The sequence below is a fragment of the Methylobacillus flagellatus KT genome, assembly GCF_000013705.1.
In the GTDB taxonomy this organism is placed as follows: domain Bacteria; phylum Pseudomonadota; class Gammaproteobacteria; order Burkholderiales; family Methylophilaceae; genus Methylobacillus; species Methylobacillus flagellatus.
In genome coordinates this window covers 2171625-2193965 of the sequence record NC_007947.1, presented here as the reverse complement: position 1 = coordinate 2193965, position 22341 = coordinate 2171625, and the positions used below count along the sequence as shown (strand labels likewise).

The 22341-nt window shown below is 55.8% G+C and carries 24 protein-coding genes and 1 tRNA gene; 23 read left to right on the top strand and 2 right to left on the bottom strand.

Annotation, left to right across the window (positions count from 1 at the left end; all coding sequences use genetic code 11):
• Positions 1–2: 2 nt before the first annotated feature.
• From nuoI to MFLA_RS10385, 20 genes are all read left to right on the top strand, one after another.
• Complete coding sequence (gene nuoI / locus MFLA_RS10480; RefSeq protein WP_011480274.1) at positions 3–494, top strand: NADH-quinone oxidoreductase subunit NuoI; 492 nt, start codon at positions 3–5, stop codon at positions 492–494.
• Between the two features lie 183 nt (positions 495–677).
• Positions 678–1316, top strand: coding sequence for an NADH-quinone oxidoreductase subunit J (locus tag MFLA_RS10475; protein ID WP_011480273.1), 639 nt, complete (start codon positions 678–680; stop codon positions 1314–1316).
• A gap of 16 nt (positions 1317–1332) precedes the next feature.
• A complete protein-coding gene (nuoK, locus tag MFLA_RS10470; RefSeq protein WP_011480272.1) occupies positions 1333–1641 on the top strand; it encodes an NADH-quinone oxidoreductase subunit NuoK in 309 nt (102 codons plus the stop codon).
• Between the two features lie 59 nt (positions 1642–1700).
• Positions 1701–3713: an NADH-quinone oxidoreductase subunit L gene (gene nuoL / locus MFLA_RS10465; protein WP_011480271.1), complete on the top strand. Its 2013-nt coding sequence runs from the start codon at positions 1701–1703 to the stop codon at positions 3711–3713.
• Between the two features lie 6 nt (positions 3714–3719).
• Positions 3720–5207 carry an NADH-quinone oxidoreductase subunit M gene (locus tag MFLA_RS10460; RefSeq protein WP_011480270.1) on the top strand — a complete coding sequence of 496 codons (1488 nt, stop codon included), beginning with the start codon at positions 3720–3722 and terminating at the stop codon, positions 5205–5207.
• 21 nt (positions 5208–5228) lie between these two features.
• Entirely contained in the window at positions 5229–6677 is a 1449-nt protein-coding gene (gene nuoN, locus MFLA_RS10455; RefSeq protein ID WP_011480269.1) for an NADH-quinone oxidoreductase subunit NuoN, read from the top strand.
• Positions 6678–6725: 48 nt separating this feature from the next.
• Complete coding sequence (locus MFLA_RS10450) at positions 6726–7019, top strand: DUF2818 family protein (protein ID WP_011480268.1); 294 nt, start codon at positions 6726–6728, stop codon at positions 7017–7019.
• Between the two features lie 28 nt (positions 7020–7047).
• Positions 7048–7632 (top strand): NUDIX domain-containing protein, encoded by a 585-nt coding sequence (locus MFLA_RS10445; protein WP_011480267.1) that lies wholly within the window; start codon positions 7048–7050, stop codon positions 7630–7632.
• Positions 7629–8462 (top strand): SDR family oxidoreductase, encoded by an 834-nt coding sequence (locus MFLA_RS10440; RefSeq protein WP_011480266.1) that lies wholly within the window; start codon positions 7629–7631, stop codon positions 8460–8462. The genes MFLA_RS10445 and MFLA_RS10440 overlap by 4 nt, the downstream gene beginning before the upstream one ends.
• 356 nt (positions 8463–8818) lie before the next feature.
• Entirely contained in the window at positions 8819–10618 is a 1800-nt protein-coding gene (locus MFLA_RS10435) for a methanol/ethanol family PQQ-dependent dehydrogenase (protein ID WP_011480265.1), read from the top strand.
• A gap of 90 nt (positions 10619–10708) precedes the next feature.
• A complete protein-coding gene (gene moxJ / locus MFLA_RS10430; protein WP_011480264.1) occupies positions 10709–11551 on the top strand; it encodes a methanol oxidation system protein MoxJ in 843 nt (280 codons plus the stop codon).
• Between the two features lie 26 nt (positions 11552–11577).
• Complete coding sequence (moxG, locus tag MFLA_RS10425; RefSeq protein ID WP_011480263.1) at positions 11578–12072, top strand: cytochrome c(L), periplasmic; 495 nt, start codon at positions 11578–11580, stop codon at positions 12070–12072.
• Between the two features lie 83 nt (positions 12073–12155).
• Positions 12156–12431, top strand: coding sequence for a methanol dehydrogenase [cytochrome c] subunit (locus MFLA_RS10420; protein WP_011480262.1), 276 nt, complete (start codon positions 12156–12158; stop codon positions 12429–12431).
• Between the two features lie 133 nt (positions 12432–12564).
• Positions 12565–13584 (top strand): AAA family ATPase, encoded by a 1020-nt coding sequence (locus MFLA_RS10415; RefSeq protein WP_011480261.1) that lies wholly within the window; start codon positions 12565–12567, stop codon positions 13582–13584.
• Positions 13585–13615: 31 nt separating this feature from the next.
• Positions 13616–14479 carry a DUF58 domain-containing protein gene (locus MFLA_RS10410; RefSeq protein ID WP_011480260.1) on the top strand — a complete coding sequence of 288 codons (864 nt, stop codon included), beginning with the start codon at positions 13616–13618 and terminating at the stop codon, positions 14477–14479.
• Positions 14479–15351 (top strand): hypothetical protein, encoded by an 873-nt coding sequence (locus MFLA_RS10405; RefSeq protein ID WP_011480259.1) that lies wholly within the window; start codon positions 14479–14481, stop codon positions 15349–15351. The genes MFLA_RS10410 and MFLA_RS10405 overlap by 1 nt, the downstream gene beginning before the upstream one ends.
• On the top strand, positions 15348–16349 hold the full coding sequence (locus MFLA_RS10400; protein ID WP_011480258.1) for a vWA domain-containing protein: 1002 nt from the start codon (positions 15348–15350) through the stop codon (positions 16347–16349). The genes MFLA_RS10405 and MFLA_RS10400 overlap by 4 nt, the downstream gene beginning before the upstream one ends.
• Positions 16334–16906: a hypothetical protein gene (locus MFLA_RS10395; RefSeq protein WP_011480257.1), complete on the top strand. Its 573-nt coding sequence runs from the start codon at positions 16334–16336 to the stop codon at positions 16904–16906. Before MFLA_RS10400 ends, MFLA_RS10395 begins: the two co-directional genes overlap by 16 nt.
• On the top strand, positions 16867–17931 hold the full coding sequence (locus MFLA_RS10390) for a VWA domain-containing protein (RefSeq protein ID WP_229407052.1): 1065 nt from the start codon (positions 16867–16869) through the stop codon (positions 17929–17931). Before MFLA_RS10395 ends, MFLA_RS10390 begins: the two co-directional genes overlap by 40 nt.
• Entirely contained in the window at positions 17928–18431 is a 504-nt protein-coding gene (locus MFLA_RS10385; protein WP_011480255.1) for an SRPBCC family protein, read from the top strand. Before MFLA_RS10390 ends, MFLA_RS10385 begins: the two co-directional genes overlap by 4 nt.
• A 76-nt stretch (positions 18432–18507) precedes the next feature.
• On the opposite strand, the gene MFLA_RS10380 is transcribed toward MFLA_RS10385, so the two are convergent.
• A complete protein-coding gene (locus MFLA_RS10380; RefSeq protein WP_229407051.1) occupies positions 18508–20010 on the bottom strand; it encodes a pyridoxal phosphate-dependent decarboxylase family protein in 1503 nt (500 codons plus the stop codon).
• Positions 19977–20615, bottom strand: a complete 639-nt coding sequence (locus tag MFLA_RS10375) for a 2OG-Fe(II) oxygenase (RefSeq protein WP_011480253.1) — start codon at positions 20613–20615, stop codon at positions 19977–19979. The genes MFLA_RS10380 and MFLA_RS10375 overlap by 34 nt, the downstream gene beginning before the upstream one ends.
• Before the next feature lie 138 nt (positions 20616–20753).
• Between MFLA_RS10375 and MFLA_RS10370 the strand changes: the two genes are divergently transcribed.
• From MFLA_RS10370 to MFLA_RS14935, 3 genes are all read left to right on the top strand, one after another.
• Positions 20754–20830, top strand: a tRNA-Val gene (locus MFLA_RS10370).
• 283 nt (positions 20831–21113) lie between these two features.
• Positions 21114–22067 (top strand): TonB-dependent receptor plug domain-containing protein, encoded by a 954-nt coding sequence (locus MFLA_RS14155; protein ID WP_011480252.1) that lies wholly within the window; start codon positions 21114–21116, stop codon positions 22065–22067.
• Positions 22004–22288, top strand: coding sequence for a PEP-CTERM sorting domain-containing protein (locus MFLA_RS14935; protein ID WP_229407050.1), 285 nt, complete (start codon positions 22004–22006; stop codon positions 22286–22288). Before MFLA_RS14155 ends, MFLA_RS14935 begins: the two co-directional genes overlap by 64 nt.
• Positions 22289–22341: the final 53 nt, after the last annotated feature.

The following is a 22341-nucleotide window of genomic DNA, read 5'->3' as shown; positions in this document are numbered from 1 at the left end:
GGATGATCAGCAAAATAAAAGAATTGTTCGCAAGTTTTATGCTGCTGGAGCTGGTCAAGGGCATGGCCTTGACTGGCCGCTATTTCTTTGCCCGCAAGGTCACTGTGCAGTTCCCCGAAGAGCGCACGCCCATCAGTCCGCGTTTCCGTGGCTTGCATGCGTTGCGCCGTTATCCGAACGGCGAGGAGCGCTGCATTGCATGCAAGCTGTGCGAAGCGGTGTGCCCAGCCATGGCTATCACGATCGAGTCAGAGCAGCGTGAAGACAACACCCGCCGTACCACCCGGTACGACATTGATCTGACCAAGTGTATTTTCTGCGGCTTTTGTGAAGAGTCCTGCCCGGTGGACTCCATTGTCGAAACCAGGATTTTCGACTACCACGGGGAAAAGCGCGGCGACTTGATCTATACCAAGCCCATGCTGCTGGCGGTGGGGGACAAATACGAAGAGCAGATCGCCGCGGATCGTGCGGCAGATGCACGGTATCGCTAGAAGTTTGATAAATAAGAGCGGCTTAACAAAATTCAGCAAGGCGGTCTTGGCTAGACGGTAGGTAGTACGACTAGGCGGGGCAACAACGTCAGGAGCGTTTTGTTAAGCCGCTCTAAGAAGGCCACGAGGAGGAGTGATGGATATGGCATTGATCAATGCGCCTTTATCCATGAGGAGGGGATCATGATATTCCAGGATTATGTGTTTTATGCTTTAGCCGCCATTCTGCTATTTGCGGGGGTGCGTGTCATTACGACGCGTAACCCGGTGCACGCCACCTTATTTCTGGTATTGGCTTTTTTCACGGCTGCAGGTATCTGGCTGCTGCTGGAGGCCGAGTTCCTTGCCATTGCCCTGGTGCTGGTGTATGTGGGTGCAGTGATGGTGCTGTTCCTGTTCGTCGTGATGATGCTCGACATCAATCTCGACAAAATGCGCGAAGGCTTCTGGAATGCCTTGCCAGTCGCCTTGCCGGTAGGCCTGTTGATGGCCGGCGAGATGGTGATGATCCTGGGCAGCAAGCATTTCAGCCCCGACATGCTCAGCACCCCGGCACCCCGGCCTGCAGGATATAGCAATACTGCCGAAATCGGTCGACAGCTATACACCGATTACCTGTTGCCATTTGAATTGGCTTCCGTCGTGCTGCTGGTTGCGATTGTCGCGGCGATTGCGCTGACCTTGCGCGAGCGCAAGGATTCCAAGTTCATGGACCCCGCGGAGCAGGTCAAGGTCAAGCGCGCCGACCGCGTGCGCATCGTCAGTATGCCGGCAGAAAAGGAAATCCTGCCGACTCCAGAACCTGCAGTTGAAAAAAAATAGAGACAAGGATGCAGCAATGAGCGTAGGACTCTCTCACTACCTGATTTTGGGCTCGATATTGTTCGCCATCAGCGTGATCGGCATTTTCCTCAATCGCAAGAATGTGATCGTGCTGCTGATGGCCATCGAGCTGATGTTGCTGGCGGTGAACATGAATTTCATCGCATTCTCGCACTATCTCAATGACATTGCCGGGCAGATATTCGTATTCTTCATTCTCACCGTGGCGGCGGCCGAATCTGCAATCGGACTGGCGATTCTCGTCCTGCTGTTCCGCAATTTGAGAACCATCAATGTCGATGATATTGGCAGCTTGAAAGGATAAACCATGCAAGCCCCGCACATGTTCATTCGGCATGCCATGTTGAGTCCTGGAGTATCGGCATGACGGTGCAAAGTCTTTATCTCTGGATTCCCCTGCTGCCATTGTTCGCCGCCGCCGTGGTTGGCCTGTTTGGTCGCCAGTTGCCTCGTGCCTCGGCACATTGGCTGACGATTGCGGGTGTGGCGGCATCGTTTGCCTTGTCTGTCTGCGTATTCATGGATGCATTGCACGGCAATGTCTTCAATGGCACGGTGTATACTTGGCTCACCAGCGGTGGGCACCGCTTCGAGGTGGGCTTCCTCGTTGATCGCCTCACGGCAACCATGATGGTGGTCGTGACCTTCGTCTCGCTGATGGTGCATATCTACACCATAGGCTATATGGCAGAAGACCCCGGCTACAGCCGCTTCTTTAGCTATATTTCCCTCTTCACCTTCTCCATGCTGATGTTGGTGATGAGCAACAACTTTATGCAGCTCTTTTTCGGCTGGGAAGCGGTGGGGCTGGTGTCCTACCTGCTGATCGGCTTCTGGTACAAACGACCGACCGCGATTTATGCAAACCTCAAGGCATTCCTCGTCAACCGCGTCGGGGATTTCGGCTTCCTGTTGGGGATCGGCATGGTGCTGTACTATCTCGGCAGCCTGGATTATGCCGCCGTGTTCTCGATTGCACCGCAATTCGCCGACACCACGGTTGAATTGGTGCCGGGTCATCCGTGGTCATTGATGACGGTGATCTGCATCCTGTTGTTCATCGGCGCCATGGGCAAGTCGGCGCAGGTGCCGCTGCATGTGTGGCTGCCGGATTCCATGGAAGGCCCGACCCCGATCTCTGCGTTGATTCATGCTGCCACCATGGTGACGGCTGGTATCTTCATGGTGGCGCGCATGTCGCCATTGTATGAGCTATCGACCACGGCCTTGTCGTTTGTGCTGGTGATCGGCGCGATCACGGCCTTGTTCATGGGCTTCCTCGGTATCATTCAGCACGACATCAAGCGCGTGGTGGCGTACTCCACCCTGTCGCAGCTTGGCTACATGACCGTGGCACTGGGTGTTTCCGCCTATTCAGTGGCGATTTTCCACCTGATGACGCATGCCTTCTTCAAGGCCTTGCTGTTTCTCGGGGCGGGTTCCGTGATCATGGGCATGCACCACGACCAGGACATGCGCAACATGGGCGGCTTGCGCAAATATATGCCGATTACCTGGATCACCTCCCTGATCGGATCATTGGCCCTGATCGGCACGCCATTGTTCAGCGGCTTCTATTCCAAGGATTCCATCATCGAGGCCGTCAGTTTTTCCCATATCCCTGGCAGTGGCTTTGCCTATTTTGCCGTGCTCGTAGGCGTGTTCGTCACCGCATTCTATTCCTTCCGCATGTATTTCCTCGTCTTTCACGGCAAGGAAAAATGGATGCAGAAGACTCATGACCATCATGATGCACATCACCACGATGACGAGCACCATCACGGCCTGGGACCGCACGACAAGCCGCATGAATCCCCATGGGTCGTGACGGTGCCGTTGGTCCTGCTGGCCATTCCCTCTGTGCTGATCGGTTATGTCGCGATTGATGCGATGGTGTTTGGCGATTACTTCAACGACATCATTTATGTGGATCACCAGCAGCATGGTGCAATGCGTGAGCTGGCGCATCATTTCCACGGCGCGTGGGCGATGGCGCTGCATGGGCTGACATCGCTGCCATTCATACTCGCAGCCTCCGGCGTGGCGCTGGCCTGGTTTTTCTACATGAAGCGTCCGGATATTCCTGCAGCAGTCAAGAACAGGTTCGGGTTGGTGTACTGCATCCTCGACAACAAATACGGCTTTGACAGTTTCAATGAGAAATTCTTTGCCGGCGGCTCGTGCTTTCTCGGTGGCAAGCTCTGGCAGATCGGGGATGTGAAGCTGATAGACGGCTTGCTGGTGAATGGTGCTGCCAGGCTGGTCGCCTGCTTTGCCGGGTTGGTCAGGCGGTTGCAAACTGGCTTGGTGTACCACTACGCGTTCGCCATGATCATCGGCGTTTTCTTCCTACTCACTGTCTTCATGAAAATATAACAAGCGATGAATGACTTACCTTTCCTGAGCCTGTCGATCTGGGTGCCCATCCTGGCTGGCGTGTTGGTACTGTTCACCGGCGGGGACAAGCATGCCAGCGCTGCACGCTGGCTGGCCTTGCTGGGCAGCATCGCCGGTTTTGCCGTGACCGTGCCGCTCTATCTCGGTTTCGATACGCAATATGGTGGCTTCCAGTTCGTGGAGCGCCTGCAGTGGATCCCTGCGTTCAATATCCAATACCACCTGGGGGTAGACGGGATTGCAGTGCCTTTGATCCTGCTGACCAGCTTTACCACCTTCATCGTGGTCATCGCCGGCTGGGAGGTGATCGAGAAGCGGGTTGCGCAATATATGGCGGCCTTCCTCATCATGTCCGGTATCATGATCGGCGTATTTTCCGCCCTGGACGCCATCCTCTACTATATTTTCTGGGAGGCGATGCTGATCCCGATGTTCCTGGTGATCGGCATTTGGGGCGGCCCGAATCGGGTTTATGCCACCATCAAATTTTTTCTCTATACCTTGCTCGGGTCGTTGCTGATGCTGGTGGCGTTCATCTATCTGTATCACCAGAGCGGCAGTTTCGATATCACTGACTATTACCGCATGCCCTTGGCCCTGGATGTGCAGATCTGGCTGTTCGTTGCCTTCTTCATGGCGTTTGCCGTCAAGATCCCGATGTGGCCCGTGCATACTTGGCTGCCGGATGCCCACGTCGAGGCGCCGACAGGCGGTTCAGTGGTGCTGGCCGCGATCGCGCTCAAGCTGGGCGGCTATAGCTTCCTGCGTTTCGCCATGCCTATTGCGCCCGACGCGTCGCATTACCTGGCGGGCTTCATGATCACCCTGTCGTTGATCGCTGTGGTGTATATCGCGCTGGTGGCCCTGGTGCAGAAGGACATGAAGAAGCTGATTGCCTATTCGTCCATCTCGCACATGGGTTTCGTCACCCTGGGTTTCTTCCTCTTCAATCCGCTGGGCCTGGAAGGCGCGATCGTGCAGATGATCTCGCATGGTTTCATTTCTGCTGCGATGTTCCTGTGTGTGGGCGTGTTGTATGACCGCATGCACTCACGCCAGATTGCGGATTACGGCGGCGTGGTCAACACCATGCCGGTATTCACGGCCTTTGCCGTGCTGTTTGCCATGGCCAATGCGGGCTTGCCGGGCACTTCCGGTTTTGTCGGCGAGTTCATGGTGATCCTGGGCACGGTACAAGTGAATTTCTGGTATGCCTTCCTCGCAGCTACGACCCTGATCTTTGGTGCGGCGTATACCCTATGGATGGTCAAGCGGGTTTATTACGGCGAGATTGCAAATCCCCAGGTGGCTGCGTTGAAGGATATCAACCGGCGAGAGTTTTTTATCCTGGGCCTGCTGGCCCTCCTGGTGCTGGGGTTCGGGATCTATCCGCAGCCCATTACCGAAATGACGCATGCAACCGTAAGCCAACTGCTTGAGCATATGGCGTTGAGCAAGCTGCCGCCACTGTGATTGTGACGAGAATATACCGACATGAATGCCATATCCCTTGACCTGATGACAGCACTACCAGAAATCGTCGTGCTCGTGATGGCGATGCTGATCCTGTTGCTGGACCTGTTTCTCAAGTCCTCCAGCCGTTTCCTGATTTATGTGCTGTCGCAGTTGACCCTGCTTGTAGCGGCCATCATCACAGTAGTCACCCATTCCACTGTGATTGAATATGCCTTCAACGGCATGTTCGTGGATGACGCGCTTGCGGATATCCTCAAGCTGGGCATCTACCTGGCGACTTCTGTCACCCTGATCTACACCCGGACTTATGTCTCGTTGCGAGGCATGTTCAGGGGCGAATTCTATGCACTGGTGCTGTTCTCGACCCTGGGCATGATGGTCATGGTCTCGGGACAACATTTCCTCACCTTGTACATCGGCCTGGAGCTGTTGTCATTGTCCCTGTATGCACTGGTGGCGTTGGACAGGGATAACGCCAGCTCAACCGAGGCGGCAATGAAATATTTCGTGCTCGGCGCGCTGGCCTCAGGCATGTTGTTGTACGGCATGTCCATGCTCTATGGTGTAACCGGTAGCCTGAGCATTGATGGTGTATCGGAAGCGCTGCTCAATGGTGCGCCGGATCACGGCGTACTTGTGCTGGGGTTGGTGTTCGTCGTGGCTGGCCTGGCGTTCAAGCTGGGGGCGGCCCCGTTCCAGATGTGGGTGCCGGATGTCTATCATGGCTCGCCGACTGCAGTGACCCTGTTCATCGGATCGGCAACCAAGATAGCGGCATTCGCCATGGTGGTGAGGCTGCTGATCCAGGCCATGTTCATGCTCGCAGCTGACTGGCAGGGAATGTTGATCATCATGGCCGTCTTGTCCATGGTGATCGGTAATATCGCGGCGATTGCGCAAACCAATATCAAGCGCATGCTGGCTTACTCCACCATTTCTCACATCGGGTTCCTGTTGCTGGGATTCCTCAGCGCCAGCCTGAATGGTTATGCTTCCGCAACCTTCTATATCCTGTCGTATGTGCTGATGACATTGGCAGGCTTCGGCGTCATCCTGCTCTTGAGCCGGGCAGGGTTTGAGGCCGACAGGCTGGAAGACCTCAAGGGCTTGAACCAGCGCAATCCCTGGTATGCCTTCCTGATGTTGCTGGTCATGTTTTCCATGGCGGGCATCCCGCCGACATTGGGCTTCTATGCCAAGTTCACCGTGCTGCAGGCTGCGCTGCAGGCGGGCTTCACGGCGTTGGTGGTGTTTGCCGTGATCATGGCACTGATCGGGGCCTTCTACTATCTGCGCGTCCTCAAGTATATCTACTTTGACGAGCCCGACGACCACAGCGCAATCAAGGCGCCGATTGACATGAAGCTGGTCTTGAGTGTTAATGCTATTGGTTTACTCATACTCGGCATGCTGCCACAACGCCTGATGGACGTTTGTGCTTATGCCATTATTCACAGCATTCAATAATCAGGTCGATGTGCCGCAAGTGCGGTGCCTCCAGGTATAACTTACGTCATGACAATTACAATCCTGTTGCTGCTGTCATTGCTCGCAGCCAACTTGCCTTGGTTTTCCGAGCGCCTGTTTTACCTCATTCCACTGAAAGGCGAGCGTAAAGCGCTGGGCTGGAGTTTGCTTGAACTGATAGTGCTTTACTTCTTGGTTGGCATGATCGCGATTGCGGTTGAGCGTGGCAGTATCGGGCAAGTGGCTGCGCAGGGCTGGGAGTTTTACGCCATTACCTTCAGCTTGTTCATCGTGTTCGCATTCCCCGGTTTTGTATACCGATATCTCTGGCGCAAGTCTTGACATCCGCCATTTCACCAAGAGTTGATTTATGAGCCATCACCAATACGACGATCAGGACCTCGTCGAGGTCACCTTATCATCCGAAACCATTGCCGAGGGCGGCATGCTGCTGGTCAAGCGCGACCAGGTGCGTGTGCCATCGGGAGCCACCAGCCAGCGCGAATATGTCATCCACCCCGGCGCAGTGGTGGTGGTTCCCGTGCTGGAGAATGGCAATATATTGCTGGAGCGCCAGTTCCGCTACCCCTTGTCGCGCGTATTCATTGAGCTGCCCGCCGGCAAGATCGATGCGGGAGAGCCCCCCCTGGAAACAGGGAAGCGGGAGTTGCTCGAAGAGACTGGCTATACAGCGGCAGACTGGGTGTATCTCGGCCTCCAGCACCCCTGTATCGGCTATTCCAATGAAGTGATCCATATCTATCTTGCCTGCGGATTGTCCGCCGGGCAGCATAATCGCGACATCGACGAGGCATTGCAATTGTTCGAGGCCAGCCTGGAGCAGTGCATGCAGATGATACGGGATGGCGAGCTGACTGACGGCAAGACGATCGTCGCCCTGTTCCATGCCGAGAAATTCCTTAGTGGCGAGTGGCCTGGGAGGGATCAGCCTTGAGCAAGATACTGATTGCCGGGTGTGGAGACCTGGGCCTCGAGCTGGCACGCCGCTTAACGGCACAAGGGCACGAGGTAACGGGCTTGCGGCGCTCCGCGCAACCCATGCCTGCCGGGGTGCAAACATTGATTGCCGACGTCACCAGGCCGGATACCTTGGCTTCAATTGTGCATCTCCGACCAGAAATACTGGTGTATTGCGTTGCTGCTAGCGAATATAGCGATGAGCATTACCGCCTCAGCTACGTTGAAGGGTTGCGCAACACCCTGTCGGCCCTGGAGGGTGCGCCCTTGCAGCACGTTTTTTTCGTCTCCAGCACCGGCGTATATGGACAGGAAGTGGAAGAATGGCTGGATGAAGATACGCCTCCCATCGCCAAGGACTTCAGCGGCAAGCGCATGCTGGAAGCAGAAGCCCTGCTGGCGGCGTATTCATCCACCATCCTGAGATTCTCCGGCATCTATGGGCCCGGACGACTGCGCATGATCAGGCAGGCGCAAACGCCGGAACAGTGGCCGGCACGGAACGCCTGGACCAACCGCATTCACCGGGATGACGGCGCGGCATTCATTGCATATTTGATACAGCAGCGGAGTCATGCCGTGCCGGAACGCCTCTATATCGTGACCGACAACCAGCCCCTGCCGGTGCATGACCTTTTGCGCTGGCTGGCGGATCGGCAAGGCATTGCCTACCCTGCAGGCGCCACGCCGCCGGTACAGGGTAACAAGAAGCTCAGCAATGCACGTTTACTGGCTAGCGGATACCAGCTCATTTATCCTGATTATGTATCGGGATATGGTGCCTTGCTGGCTGCAATGCGCCCATGACCTGACCAGTCACACTGGGGAACGTATCAAACGCCACATAGGGTCACCTTGTGGCGTTTTTGTCGTTGATGAGCCGTTTCAGCATCATGATGAAACGGCTTTCCCGCAGGGCATTTTCCTGACAGTCACAATGTCTCTTCGGCTGCCCGAAAAATATGGTTCAGCCGATTAGGCTCCCAGTCCTGTCAACCTCGTCCTTCGCGCCCACCTGGGCCACATCGCCTCTGTGAATACTTTCCCATCTAATCGGGAATCTTTCATCTGTTGCAGTTGTTACAAATTGTTAACAATTGTTTCCGCCGAGTAACAACCGATCGGCAGGGAGTTTGTAACCAAACCAGAATGAGGAGAAGTATATGAAAGGCAGAGTAAGCCATGTCGGTATCAGCGCTGCTGTCAGCAGCCTGCTGGTGCTTGCGACGGTGCAGGGTGCTCAGGCAAACCAGGAGGTGCTGAATTTACAGAAAAATGCAGATAACTGGGCTTTGCAAACCGGTAATTACACTGGTCAGCACAATAGCACATTGAGCCAAATCAACAAAAGCAACGTCAAGAACCTGAAGGCAGCTTGGTCTTTCTCTACCGGCGTTTTGCATGGTCATGAAGGCGCGCCACTGGTCATTGGCGACATGATGTATGTGCACAGTGCGTTTCCGAACAATACGTTTGCCATCAACCTGAATGACCCCGGCGTGATTGCATGGCAGCACAAGCCCAAGCAAATTGCCTCGGTCAAGGCCGTGGCATGTTGCGACATCGTGAACCGCGGCTTGGCCTATGGCGACGGCAAGATCGTGAAGACCCAGCTGGACGGTAGGCTGGTGGCCCTTGATGCCAAATCCGGCAAGATCGTGTGGGAAATCGAGGTGTGTGATCCGAAGGTGGGCGCCACACTGACCCAGGCGCCATTTGTCGCCAAGAATTCTGTCCTGGTTGGCTGCTCGGGTGCTGAGCTGGGCGTTCGCGGCGCGGTTAACTCCTTCAACCTGAAAACTGGCGAATTGCAGTGGCGTGCTTTTGCCACCGGGCCCGATGAAGAGGTCCGCCTAGCCAAGAACTTCAACAGCGATAACCCGCATTACGGTCAATTCGGCCTCGGTCTCAAGACCTGGGAAGGCGATGCATGGAAGATCGGTGGCGGCACCAACTGGGGTTGGTATGCCTATGATCCCAAGCTGAACCTCTTCTACTATGGTTCAGGCAACCCGGCGCCATGGAACGAAACCATGCGTCCCGGCGACAACAAGTGGACCATGACCATCTGGGCTCGTGACCTCGACACAGGTGAAGCCAAGTGGGGCTACCAAAAGACGCCTCACGACGAATGGGACTTCGCAGGCGTGAATCAAATGATTCTTTCCGATCACAAGGTTGACGGCAAGGTGACACCTCTGCTCACCCATATCGACCGTAACGGCATCATGTACACGCTGAACCGCGACAACGGCAACCTGATCCAGGCTGCCAAGGTTGATCCGGCGGTCAACGTGTTCAAGAAGGTTGACCTCAAGACTGGTACGCCAGTGCGCGATCCTGAGTTCAGCACACGCATGGATCATAAGAGCACCAACGTATGTCCTTCCGCCATGGGCTTCCACAACCAGGGCCTGGATGCGCTGGATCTTGACGAGCCCATCGTCTACGCAGGCCTGAACCATATTTGTATGGATTGGGAGCCATTCATGCTGCCATACCGTGCAGGCCAGTTCTTCGTGGGCGCAACCCTGGCGATGTACCCAGGACCTAGTGGCCCGACCAAGAAGGAAATGGGGCAAGTGCGTGCCATGGACATCGTGACAGGTAAGTACAAGTGGACCAAGTGGGAGAAGTTCGCTGTTTGGGGCGGCACGCTCGCTACCAAGGGTGGCCTGGTGGTCTACAACACACTGGATGGCTATATCAAGGCCCTGGACAAGGACAACGGCAAAGACTTGTGGAAGTTCAAGATGCCATCCGGCGGCATCGGGGCGCCCATGACCTATCAATTCAAGGGTAAGCAGTACATCGGCTCCATGTACGGTGTGGGTGGATGGCCTGGCGTTGGCCTGGTATTCGACCTGACCGATCCTAGCGCTGGTCTGGGTGCTGTAGGTGCCTTCAAGGAGCTACAGAATCACACTCAAATGGGTGGTGGCCTGATGGTGTTCAGCCTCTAATGCAGTAAGTGAAAGCAAGCTGAAGCGATATCCGGGGCAGCGGGACTGCCCCGGTATTTAAATGAATTTGCGTTTTGGAATTGAGTAGACATGCATATTGTGAAAAAGAAGTCCTCTATCGCTGCTGCCACGGCTGTCTTGGCAGGTTTTGTCGGGATGATGGCTGTGCAGGTTCATGCGGCAGATGAGTTGAGAGTATGCGCAGGCAAAGATGAATTGCCTTACTCCAATGACCAGCAGCAGGGCTTTGAGAATGAGATTGCCAAAGTCGTCGGCAAAGCCATGAATCGTAAGGTGACATTTGTCTGGTGGACTGATCCGCGTTATTCGGTTCGGGATTTTCTCGACAAGAAACAATGTGATGTCCTGCTGGGGTTGGATAAAGGCGACCCCCGCGTGTTGAATACCAAACCCTACTATAAGTCCAGTTACGTGTTTGTGACGCGTAAGGACAGGGAAATAGAGATTAGCTCCTGGGATCATCCATATCTCAAGGAGCGTAGCTTCAGGCTGGGATTTTTGCCTGATAGTCCCGCCAAGAACATGATGCTTGAGATCGGCCGGTTTGACGACATGTTCGATTACCTGACCGAGCTGACGGATTTCAAGTCTACGCGCAATCGCTACATCAAGATCGATGAGCGCAAGCTGGTCAATGACGTGATTACCATGAAGCTGCATGCTGCGGCGTTATGGGCGCCGTCAGTAGCCAAATATGTGGCCGAGTCTACCACCCCGCTGAACATGGTCATGATTGAAGACAATGCCACGCGGGCCAATGGCAGCAAGATTCCCATGCAGTACGAAACCGTCATGGGTGTCAGGCATGGCGACGATGCCCTGAAAGCTGAATTGGATAAGGCGATTACGGCCAGCCAGCAAGAGATTGACGCCATTCTCAAGAAAGAGCACATCCCGCTCTTGCCAATCTAGGTTTTTTTATCACTCCGGGGTAGTAAATGTTTAAAAAATTAGCAGTTGTTAGCAGTATCAGTTTGCTCTTGGCTACTGGTTTCGCACTGATGCCAGCGCAGGCTGAGTTGGAATTCCGCGGCACGATTTCTGGAGACATCCTTGACACCAGCGGTGAGGAGGATACGCCTCAAGTGCTTGAGTTCAGGAACACCGGCCAGAATCCTTACAACGGTGATTTCGAGGCAATGAAAAAAGGTTATGTGATCTTCTCCACCGCCTGCTCAGGCTGCCATGGACACTTGGCAGAAGGCAAGCTGGGCCCGGCGTTGAACGATGACTACTGGACATATCCGACCAATCTGGAAGACAAAGGCTTGTTTGAGACGATCTTCGGCGGCGCCGCCGGCATGATGGGGCCGCAGCAGGGATTGCTGACGCAGGATGAGATCCTGCACGTCATGGCTTGGATTCGTGCGCTGGAAAAAGATCCGAAGAAGGCGCAGGAAGCCGTGGATGCCTTTGAAAAGAAGAATTCGTAGGCCCAACCCTGCCGGCAACGCTGACTGGTGGCTTCCGGCAGATCTTGTAGTACCACCAGCAACCATAACACAAGGAGATATCAATGAAACGCGTTTTGACATTAGTAGCAACCGTAGGTGCGATGGTTGCCTCTGGCCTTGCTTTTGCCTATGACGGCCAAACTTGTCGTGCTCCTGGCGACTGCTGGCAACCCAAGCCTGGCTATCCAGAGAAAATTGCGGGTACCAAGTACGACCCTAAGCATGACCCTGCAGAACTCAGCAAGCAGGAAGCTGCCATCAAGGCTATTGATGAACGCAATGCCAAGCGTATTGCCAATGCAAAGGCGACCGGTACCTTCAAGTTTGACGTGAAATAAGCTTGTGATATGGCAAGGGCTGATGTTCGGGGACGGGCATCAGCCTTTTTACTGGGATGCATGAGGGGGTTATTTCGATGGCATGTCCGCAGTGTCATGCAAATAAAACCTTCAGTCAGCAGGACGCAATAAGATGCAAGAGCAAATAAATCTGAGTGAATGGCGAGAGCGTGCAAGATCATTCGAGCAATCCGCCAATAAAGTGGTGCTGGGGCTGGAAAGGCAGGTTCGCGCGCTGACGATTGCCATCTTCTCGCGCGGGCACGTTTTGCTTGAAGGCGACGTTGGGGTAGGCAAGACGACTTTGCTGAAAGCCGCCTCACGCTTGCTTGGCGGCGCGTATCAACGCATTGAGGGTGCGATCGACCTCATGCCCGGCGATTTTCTCTACCATGCCTACATTGACCAGAATGGCCAGCCTGCCGTGGCGCCTGGTCCCTTGTTGCGGCATGAGGAAAACCTGGCCGTATTTTTCTTCAACGAAATCAACCGCGCACGGCCGCAAGCGCATTCGCTTCTGCTGCGACTGATGGCCGAGCGTAGCGTCAATGCTTTCAATCGCGACTATGCCTTTCCCCACCTGACCGTCTTTGCCGACAGAAATGGTCTCGAGCGCGAGGAAACGTTCGAGCTGCCAGCCGCGGCACGCGACCGCTTCTTCATGGAAGTTTCCGTCACCGCGCCGGAAGATAAAGAGCTGCAGCGCGACCTGATGTTCAGTACCCGGTTCCACGATGCGGATGCGCTGATCGAGACGTTGGAGCCGGGTTTGGTGCCCTACGACAAGCTGAACGCGGTATCCGCTGCGATTCAGGAGAGCGTGCGTTCCGAGCTTGCCTTGCAAGATTACGCGGTCAATATCTGGCAAGCCTTGCGCCATCCGGAGCGCATCGGGATCGAGATCGAAGACGTCGATATCAGTCGCCTGGTGGCTGGAGGCGCCAGCCCGCGCGGCATGGCCATGTTGATGCGCGCCGCGCGTACGCGTGCCTGGCTGGAAGGCCGCGATTACCTGACCCCAGATGATATCCGGGCTGTTTTCCCTGAAACCGTAGGGCACCGCGTGTTCTTTACGCCGGCGTACGAATTGCGGCGCGATGAAATTGCCCCTGCATTGCTGAGCGGCGTACTCAACAAGATCCCTGCGCCGTAGGTTGCACAGGCCCTGACAGGCAAGCATTATTTTGGCAAGTTTTACACCACAGGAATTCTATTACCACCTGCGCTGGCGTGCCCGTGGCGCCCAGCCGGGTGCCCATGCCACCTGCACACCCGGTGGCGGGACGGATTTTGCCGGGCATGTGCCTTTCATGGACAACCCCGACCCGCGTCGCCTCGATTTGCGCGCCAGCCTGCGCGTGATTCCCCGGCGTTACGTGGTGCGCTCCTTCTTCGAGCGCGGGGCGATCGTAGTCTATGCCTTGCTAGACCTGTCGGCCTCCATGCGGTTTGCGGGCAATGCTGAAAAGAAGCGCTTGCTTGCTGACATTGCTGCGGCAATCGCCTGGTCCAGCACGCGCCACGGGGACTCGTTTTCACTGCTGGCCTGTGATGATGTAGTGCGCCAGGATATATTCCTGCCTCCCTCATTTCGGCGCGGCCTTGCCCAGGAATTGCACCGCAAGATATTGGACACGGAGATTCGCCCCCAGTCCGGGGCAACAGGTTTGCCGCGCGCGATCGAGCAGGTGCGGCCAAGCCGGTCATTGGTGTTCCTGATTTCCGATTTCCACCTGGATGAGGTATTGCTGAGCAATACCTTGACGAGTTTTTCCGCGCACGACGTCGTGCCCTTGGTGCTGTGGGACAGCAGCGAATACCGTGACTTGCCCGAGTGGGGGTGGGCGCGAGTCAGGGACATGGAAGGAAAAGGCGAGCGTTCCATTTTCCTGCGGCGCAGCCTCAGGCGTGAAATCGAACAGCGCTACCTGGAACGCAAGCGCGAGCTTAAGAAGCTGTGTCGGCAATACGGCGCTCGCGCCCCATTTTTTATCGAAGACAAATTTGATGCTGGCTTGCTGACGCGTCATCTTTTGGAGGCTAGTTGATGAGACGTGTGTTGTTGTCTTTGCTATTCCTGACCTTGCCTGTTTTTGCCGCGGAAAAGAGCATCGATGCGCAATCCTTCGTGCGCGACATCGGCTACCGTGTCGGCGATATCGTCGAGCAACGCGTAGAGGTCATGGTGCCGGCAGGATTCGAGTTCGATGAAAGCTCCTTGCCGAAGCGCCTTGGCGCCGGCGCCCATATCGAGTTGCGTGATGTCGTGCATAGAACCGAGAGCACGAGCAATGGGGTCAGGCATACCTTCCTGTTCGACTGGCAGGTATTCCGCACGTTGCGGGATGTCCGGCCGATTCCGTTGCGCGCCCTGGGTTTGCAGTTCCGCAAGGGGGATGACATCCTGGTGGCGCGCCTGCAGCCAGCCGAAGTCCTGATGGCCCCCATGCTGCCCACGATGCTGACCAAGGAGCAGGCCACGCCGCGTGAAGCCATCGTACCCCAGGCGCAGCCGCTGCAACCTCTCCTGCAGCAGCTGAGCTGGTCAGTCGCCGGGCTCTTGGTTGCCGGCCTTTATTTTGCCTGGCGGTTTGACTACCTGCCTTTCCGCGGCAAGCATCCCAGCCCTTTCCGCAAGGCCGCGCGGGAGATCCGCCGCCTGCGCAACCAGCAAGGCGAGCTGCAGGCATCAATGCGGATTTTGAGCCGTGCATTCACCGATTATGCTAATGCTGCTGTCACCCTGGAAGAGCTCAAGCAATTCTTTGCCAGACATCCCGAAACCCAGCCATTCCAGGCTGAGATTGAAACATTCTTCCTGGCGACGCAACAAATGTTCTTTGCAGGCAAGGCCGATACCATCAGCAAGGCCGAGGTGGAAAAACTGGCACGCAAGCTGAGCTTGATGGAGACGCCATGAGCGAATTTCTGCAGAACGCGGGCGCCGGGTTGCAAGCGCCAGGCTGGCTGGCGCTATTGCTGCTGGCATTGGTACCACTGCTGGTACGTGGTCATGCCGCGTTTCCTTATCCTTCCATTCTGCGGTTGCCTGAGGATGAACTGTCGTTATGGATAGAACGTGTTTGGCGCTGGGCTGGGGCGCTAGCTGTTGCGGCAATGGCAGTGGCATTGTCCGGACCATATTGGGGCGAGCAACAGTTGGAAAAAGTCGGGCGTGGCGCGCATGTCATGATTGTGCTGGACCGCAGTGCCAGTATGAATGACAGCTTCGCTGACTCCGCCAAACATGATAGTGAGTCGAAAATGGCAGCGGCACGCCGTGTGCTGCAGTCCTTTGTGCGCCAGAGTCGCGAGGACTTGCTGGGCATGGTGACGTTCAGCACCTCTCCCATCCTCGCTGCGCCCCTGGGCGGCGATCGCGAGGCGGTGCTGGCTGCATTGCGTGCGACAGAGGCGGGTGGCATGGGCTTTACCGCAGTGGCGCGTGGTCTTGGCATGGCGCTGGATTATTTCGAGGGGCGTCCCGTTACCGGTGCACGGGCCATCCTGCTGGTGTCCGATGGGGGCGCGCATCTGGATGTGAAAACTCAGGATTTGCTACGTGAAATGTTCCATCGGCAGGGTGCTTCCCTGTATTGGGTTTACCTCCGTTCTGCCAACGGCGTTAGCATCAAAAATGCGCCTGAGGACGAGGATCTTGATGCCTATCCGGAACACCAGCTACATGATTACTTCAACTCTCTGGGTGTGAGCTACCGTATTTATGAAGCGGAAAGCCCAAGGGCGGTGGAAGAGGCGCTGGCCGATATTGCCGAACTCAAGAACCAGCCCGTGAAGTATTACGAAGCCGCTGCGCGCCACGATCTGAGCTGGATATTCTATTTATTGTCGCTATTATGCGCCGCAGCATTATTTGCCCTACACCTGACGGAGGTTAAGAGATGGCGCGCCGTTTAAGGCTATTGCCGTGGATGTTGCTTTTATTGGTGCTGGCGACAGCGGGCCTGGCCTGGAGCAGCGTGAGCCTGTACCGTGCGGGTATTTACAACCAGAAGCTGGAAGCAGGTGAGCTGCATACCGGAAGCTCGGCACGCGAGCTGTTCGCCAATGCCTGGTTGCTGGCGGAGCAGGGACAGGTGGAAAAGGCGCTTGAATTGTATGTTGAAGCGGCTGCCAAGGGGGATGATGGCCTGCGCAAGGCCGCCTATTTCAATTCCGGCAACCTCTACCTGACTCAGAGCGTAGAGATCCTCGAGAATGAAGGCTACGCTTCCTGGGACAAGGTCGGGCCGTTGATGTCGCTGTGCAAGGAGAATTACACTAAGGCGCTTCTCATCGACCCTGAATGGATCGAGGCCAAATACAATCTGGAGCTTGCTTTGCGTCTGTCGCCGTCGTTCGCCGGCGTGAAAACGCCAAACCGTTACAACGAAGATGACGACGAAGTGGAAGAAGACGAAAAGCGCCCTGACGGTTGGCCGTCGATTCCCGGCTTCCCCAGGGGGATGCCTTGATATTGCAGCGCTTCAGCTTTTCCAGCATAGACTTGCGCGGACGCATGATGCTGGCAAGCGTGGTGTTGCTCGCAATCACCATGCTGAGCCCCAGCGCCACATTGCCGCGCCGGGTGTTTGATTGGTTCTTTGTGCTTGATATTACCCAGAGCATGAATGTGCGTGACTATACGCTGAATGGCAAGAGCATCAGCCGCCTGGAGTTCTCCAAGAAAGCCATGCGCGAAGCGCTGCGTGAGCTGCCTTGCGGTTCCACTGTTGCCCTTGGCATGTTTACCGAGCGATCAACACAGAATATCGTGCGGCCACTCGAAGTCTGCGCGCATTTTTCTGCGCTGGACCAGACCATTGCGCACATGGATTGGCGCATGGCATGGGCGGCCGACTCCTTCATTACTCACGGGGTATTGAGCGGCATAGCGCAGACCGCCAAGCTAGGATCCAATATGCATTTGGCATTCTTCACCGACGGCCACCAGGCGCCGCCGTCGAACCCGGATTACTTGCCCAAATTCGAGGGTAAACCTGGAGAGGTCGGCGGCATGCTGGTTGGCACGGGCCAGGAAGCACTCAGCAGGATTCCCAAGCTGGATGAGCATGACAACATCATTGGCTATTGGGAGCTGGAAGAAGTGATGCGCTTTGCGACATTCGGTATGTTTACCTCCAAATCCGTGCATGAAATGGAGAAGGACATGGAGGTGGAGGAAGAGGACGGCCTGAACCGTCGCAATGCATCCCATGGTCGTAATCCCGCTGAAGATACGCAAGCCAACCTTTCTGGGCTGAATGAAAAAGCGCTGAGACAATTGGCCGACACCACGGGCCTTCAATACAAACGCCTGGAATCGCCCTATGGATTTGCGCGGGATATCACGTCAAGCGGCATGGCGACATGGCGCTCTGGGAAGACAGATCTCAGGCCATGGTTCGCCTTGCCAGCTCTTTTATTGATTTTGGCTTATTTCATGCCACCAGGATTTTTCGATTTCGTTCAACAACATTTGAGGTTAAAGAAAAGATGAAGTTATTGATTGCAGTACTCAGCCTTGCCATTACCGCGCCTGCATTCGCTCACGGCCCCACCCCACGCAAGACGGATGAGGCCGTTGTGGTCAAGGCCGCTCCGGACGCAGTATGGGCCAAGATTGCCGAGCCTTGCGGCATTGCCAAGTGGCACCCTGAAGTAAAGGCATGCGAGGCCGTCGACGACAAGACTGCTAACCTGACCCTGCAGAATGGCGGTAAGATCCAACAGCAGATAGACGAGCTGGACGTCGCCAACAAGACATTGTCATACCGCCTGGGCGGCGAGATCGCCTTGGAAGCATTGCCGGTGAGCTCACTCACCGGGCGGATCAAGGTCGAGGCTGATGGCGGCAATGCCAAGGTAAGCTGGATGGCGCGTTACTACCGTTTCGATACCGGCAACGAGCCGCCCGAAGGCCAGGATGATGAAACGGCACAAAATGCAGTAGACAGCTTCATCAAGGCTGGGCTCGCAGGTCTGGAGTCTAGCAAGTAAGTAAGGTTATATGCCTTGCAGAGGTGAAAAGGGGCAAGGTCGCATTCCTTGCCCCTTTTTAGCGACAGTGGTTGATTCAGGTTGTCGATGAAGCAAGCAGGCGATTACCGGCAAGCCGGATATTGTCCAGCAAGGCCTCCTGATGTGGTGCCCGGGTATATGGATTCATGAGTGTGCACCGTAGCCAGGTTTTACCACCGACATTGGCTTGGCTCAAATGAAATAATCCCTGTTCGAGCAAAGTTGTCCGGATATTTGTTTGCAAGGTATCCAGTGCGGTGGCATCCAATGCAGCATTGCCCAGATAGCGGAAACAGACGATATTGGTTTGTGGCAGCATCAACAACTCAAAGTCTGGAGCGTCGGCGACAAGGCCAGCAAACTCTTCCGCCAGTGAAAATACATGTTCAACCAGGGCCGCCATCCCCTGCCTGCCGTAAAGCTTGAATGCCGTGAGCAGTTTCAGCCCCATCATGCGCTTCGTGCACTCCAAGGTACGATAGCTGGTATTGAAGCTCAGTGTCTCAGCGTCGTCCTCCTCGTGAAACAAATATGAAGCGCGCTGGGAGAATGCCTGGTAGCTGCTTGCATCATCGCGGAACAGCAGCGCGGATGCCGCCGCAGGCATATACAACAGCTTGTGCGTGTCCCAGGTCACCGAATCGGCCATTGCCATGCCGTTCAGTTTGGTCCGGTGCGTTTTAGAAAGGAGTGCCGAAGCGCCATGAGCGGCATCGACATGCATCCAGAGGCCGCGCGCGCGGCAGAATTCTCCTATTGCCTGCAATGGGTCGATACTGCCAGTCGCTGTGCAGCCTGCAGTCGCCACCACTGCCATGACCTGCTCCTGCCTTGCGGTACAGCCGTCGTGTGCCTGAATCAGGGCGTCGATCGACATGCGGCCTTCTCCATCCACTGCAACCGGGATGACCGCGTCTGCCCCCAGCCCCATGATGCCTGCGGCACGGCTGATCGAATAATGGGAAAGCGCGGATGCCAGCACTCGCATCCGTGGTGCAGCACCGACGCCCTGGTGCCAGATACCTGCTCCCATCTGCTGCCTGGCCGCAAGCAGGGCCGTCAGGTTGGCCAGGCTGCCGCCGGACGTCAGCAGGCCAGCGCCTTGAGGCCAGCCGATGAAGATATTGAGCCAGCGGATGACCTGCCGCTCTATAAGTGTGGCTCCAGGCCCCGTCTCGTAAACCGCCATCGCCTGGTTGCACAAGGCGGACACCAGCTCGGAAAGTGCCGCCATGGGCAAGGGTGGCGCTGCCTGATGCGCCATGCTGTGAGGGTGGTGCATGGCAAGGTTGCGGGGGAGTATTGCCTGTTGGATCCAGCGGGTGAACGCCTCTGGGGAGAGGTCGGGGTGCTCCGGCATGGTTTGCTGCCATGCCTGCTCCGCCTCGAGCGGCGGCTGCCATTCGATGAGGTTAGCATCGCCATTCAGCTCCTGCGCAAGGCGGTCGGTCAGCATATCGATCAATGCATGGCCACTGGCGCGGAATTGTTCCGGGTCAAACAGCTGGTCCACCCCCGACAAGGTCATGGCAGGCTGGGCCCACGCTTCCTGAACCATCCGGTCAGGCTGATGCGCGGCTGGGACGCCGGCAGCACCTCATGCCAGAACCTGCCGGAGAGGAATGCGACCAGCGTGCCGCCAAGCGGTACGGTGTCGATATAAGGCTCGGGCTCTTTTCCATCCAGGTAGAGGCGCAATTGACCGCCGTACTCCGCTTTCCAGTCTTCGTTCAGGTAGAGGATGCAGGTGACCTGTCGCTCTTCGTTGCCGCGAAACTGGTCCAGGTGCTTGTTGTAAATCGCGCCCGGGGGATAGATGGCAAAGTGGTTTTCAAGCTCGAATAGTCCGAGGAACAGGTGGCGGTTGAGGGATTCACGCAGGGTTTCCATGATGGCGGAAAACTCCCGTTGTACCGGACTGGCCTGGGTATGTTCCAGCCAATGAATCAAGTCGCCGCGTACCTTGTTGTCCAACTGATTGTTTTCAGCCTTGCCTACGGTGGCCCGCTTCAACCTGCCGGCCTCATGCAATGCCAGCGCTTCATCGCGCAGGGCGTGAATAAAGTCGTCAGGCAGGAACCCGGGAACGATCACGTAGCCTTGATTGGCAATATTGTCCGTGATCAGGTCGAAATATTGGCTGACTGTCTCAAAGGGGGGCATGAAAAACCTTGATCTGAACTCAACCGTTATTATAGCGGCGTGTGACCAGTGTATGCAGGCCACATTTTTGACAATCAGGATTGCGGAGCCAATGGCATTGCGCTAAAATGCGCAGCTCTCTCGCACTCGAGAGCAAATAGACCCGTAGCTCAGCTGGTTAGAGCGCTGCCTTGACATGGCAGAGGTCGATGGTTCGAGTCCATTCGGGTCTACCAAATATTCCAAAGCCACCGTATCTGGTGGCTTTTTGCTTTTCCATTCCCCATTAGATTCTCTCCGTAACTGGCTAAATGCAGCCAATTGGCTGTAGCCATGGCAGGTTGCATACAACCACGCATGGATTCATGTATGCCTTAATGCTAATGAATATCAAGTAAAAACAATCTATTAGGTTTCTAAGATATAGTGGCGCAACTTTTGCTGCACTGCTCTCCAGGCTGGCTGTGAAGCCGGTAGTCACTAGAACAATAAGATGATGAATATGGAGAAGGAGCGCGTGTGTTGGCACGAGTCAGGCTGGAAAGCATTTGCCAGCGTAGGGTAGTCGTTTATGCATCACTGCTATTGGGAATGCTGGCAGTACCGGTCCTCGCTGCTGAAGGTGACGGCGCAAATACTGCGACAAGTGACGGAAACGCAGTGCCGCAGCCAGCCATCCGGGTGGAGGAAATTGTCATCCGCGCGCCGCGTGTGCGCATCGTCAGCCCATTGCCTGGCGTAGGCATAGACCGGGAGCAGGCCGCAACCAATATCCAAAGTGCAACTGCAAAGGAAATCTCCGAATCGCGCGCGATCAACATCACCGAGTTCATGAACAACAACATGCAATCGGTGAGCATCAACGACTATGCAGGCAACCCTTTCCAGCAGGACCTCAATTTCCGCGGCTTCACCGCCTCGCCGATGATAGGCACGCCGCAGGGCATATCCGTCTACCTGGATAGTGTACGGGTCAATGAAGCTTTCGGCGATGTGGTGAACTGGGATTTACTGCCCATGAACGCGATTGCCTCCCTGGATTTGCTGCCGGGCTCCAGCCCATTGTTTGGCCTGAACACCTTGGGCGGCGCATTGGCGATTCGCACCAAGAGCGGCTTTACCGATCATCACGCCCGCGGCGAAGTGATTGGCGGCGCCTGGGGAAGGCAGCAGGTGCAGGTGTCCAACGGCATCAACAACGGGGTTTTGGGGTTGTTTACCGCCTATAACCATTTCGAGGAGGACGGCTGGCGGATGTCGAGACGATTTCTGCCGCCTGGTATTTTGCTGACGGCATTTACAGCGGCGCTGAAGGTGGCTACCGTCTGCGAGATCCGTCCCGCTCAGGCTATGTCCCTTCATATAACGCGGCAGACGCAGCGGCTGGCGAGTATCTCGACCTGGACAAGGTGGCGATCCGTACCGATGTCAGCATTGGCGAGGATAACCCTAACTCAGGTATCTATTTCCTGAGCGTGGATGCCTCCCGCTACACGTTTGAACTTGGCAGCAATGCCATAGGCATCATCCAGGGCGCTTCCAGCAACGAAGGCGGCCGCCAGTTTCAGGAAATCTGGCTAAGCGGTTTCCGTGTGGCTGCTGTGCCTGAGCCATCCGAATATGCATTGATGCTGATCGGCATGGGGTTGATGGGATTGGTGGCGCGCCGCCGTAAAAGCAGGGATTTGTCATAAATCTATCGCAGTAGCTCAGTAGCATTCGATAAGTCGGCTTGATGCCGACTTAT

Coding starts and splice junctions, on each gene's coding strand:
- nuoI (WP_011480274.1), top strand. CDS start 3: ATGATCAGCAAAATAAAAGAATTGTTCGCAAGTTTTATGCTGCTGGAG.
- MFLA_RS10475 (WP_011480273.1), top strand. CDS start 678: ATGATATTCCAGGATTATGTGTTTTATGCTTTAGCCGCCATTCTGCTA.
- nuoK (WP_011480272.1), top strand. CDS start 1,333: ATGAGCGTAGGACTCTCTCACTACCTGATTTTGGGCTCGATATTGTTC.
- nuoL (WP_011480271.1), top strand. CDS start 1,701: ATGACGGTGCAAAGTCTTTATCTCTGGATTCCCCTGCTGCCATTGTTC.
- MFLA_RS10460 (WP_011480270.1), top strand. CDS start 3,720: ATGAATGACTTACCTTTCCTGAGCCTGTCGATCTGGGTGCCCATCCTG.
- nuoN (WP_011480269.1), top strand. CDS start 5,229: ATGAATGCCATATCCCTTGACCTGATGACAGCACTACCAGAAATCGTC.
- MFLA_RS10450 (WP_011480268.1), top strand. CDS start 6,726: ATGACAATTACAATCCTGTTGCTGCTGTCATTGCTCGCAGCCAACTTG.
- MFLA_RS10445 (WP_011480267.1), top strand. CDS start 7,048: ATGAGCCATCACCAATACGACGATCAGGACCTCGTCGAGGTCACCTTA.
- MFLA_RS10435 (WP_011480265.1), top strand. CDS start 8,819: ATGAAAGGCAGAGTAAGCCATGTCGGTATCAGCGCTGCTGTCAGCAGC.
- moxJ (WP_011480264.1), top strand. CDS start 10,709: ATGCATATTGTGAAAAAGAAGTCCTCTATCGCTGCTGCCACGGCTGTC.
- moxG (WP_011480263.1), top strand. CDS start 11,578: ATGTTTAAAAAATTAGCAGTTGTTAGCAGTATCAGTTTGCTCTTGGCT.
- MFLA_RS10420 (WP_011480262.1), top strand. CDS start 12,156: ATGAAACGCGTTTTGACATTAGTAGCAACCGTAGGTGCGATGGTTGCC.
- MFLA_RS10415 (WP_011480261.1), top strand. CDS start 12,565: ATGCAAGAGCAAATAAATCTGAGTGAATGGCGAGAGCGTGCAAGATCA.
- MFLA_RS10405 (WP_011480259.1), top strand. CDS start 14,479: ATGAGACGTGTGTTGTTGTCTTTGCTATTCCTGACCTTGCCTGTTTTT.
- MFLA_RS10400 (WP_011480258.1), top strand. CDS start 15,348: ATGAGCGAATTTCTGCAGAACGCGGGCGCCGGGTTGCAAGCGCCAGGC.
- MFLA_RS10395 (WP_011480257.1), top strand. CDS start 16,334: ATGGCGCGCCGTTTAAGGCTATTGCCGTGGATGTTGCTTTTATTGGTG.
- MFLA_RS10385 (WP_011480255.1), top strand. CDS start 17,928: ATGAAGTTATTGATTGCAGTACTCAGCCTTGCCATTACCGCGCCTGCA.
- MFLA_RS10380 (WP_229407051.1), bottom strand. CDS start 20,010: ATGGTTCAGGAAGCGTGGGCCCAGCCTGCCATGACCTTGTCGGGGGTG.
- MFLA_RS10375 (WP_011480253.1), bottom strand. CDS start 20,615: ATGCCCCCCTTTGAGACAGTCAGCCAATATTTCGACCTGATCACGGAC.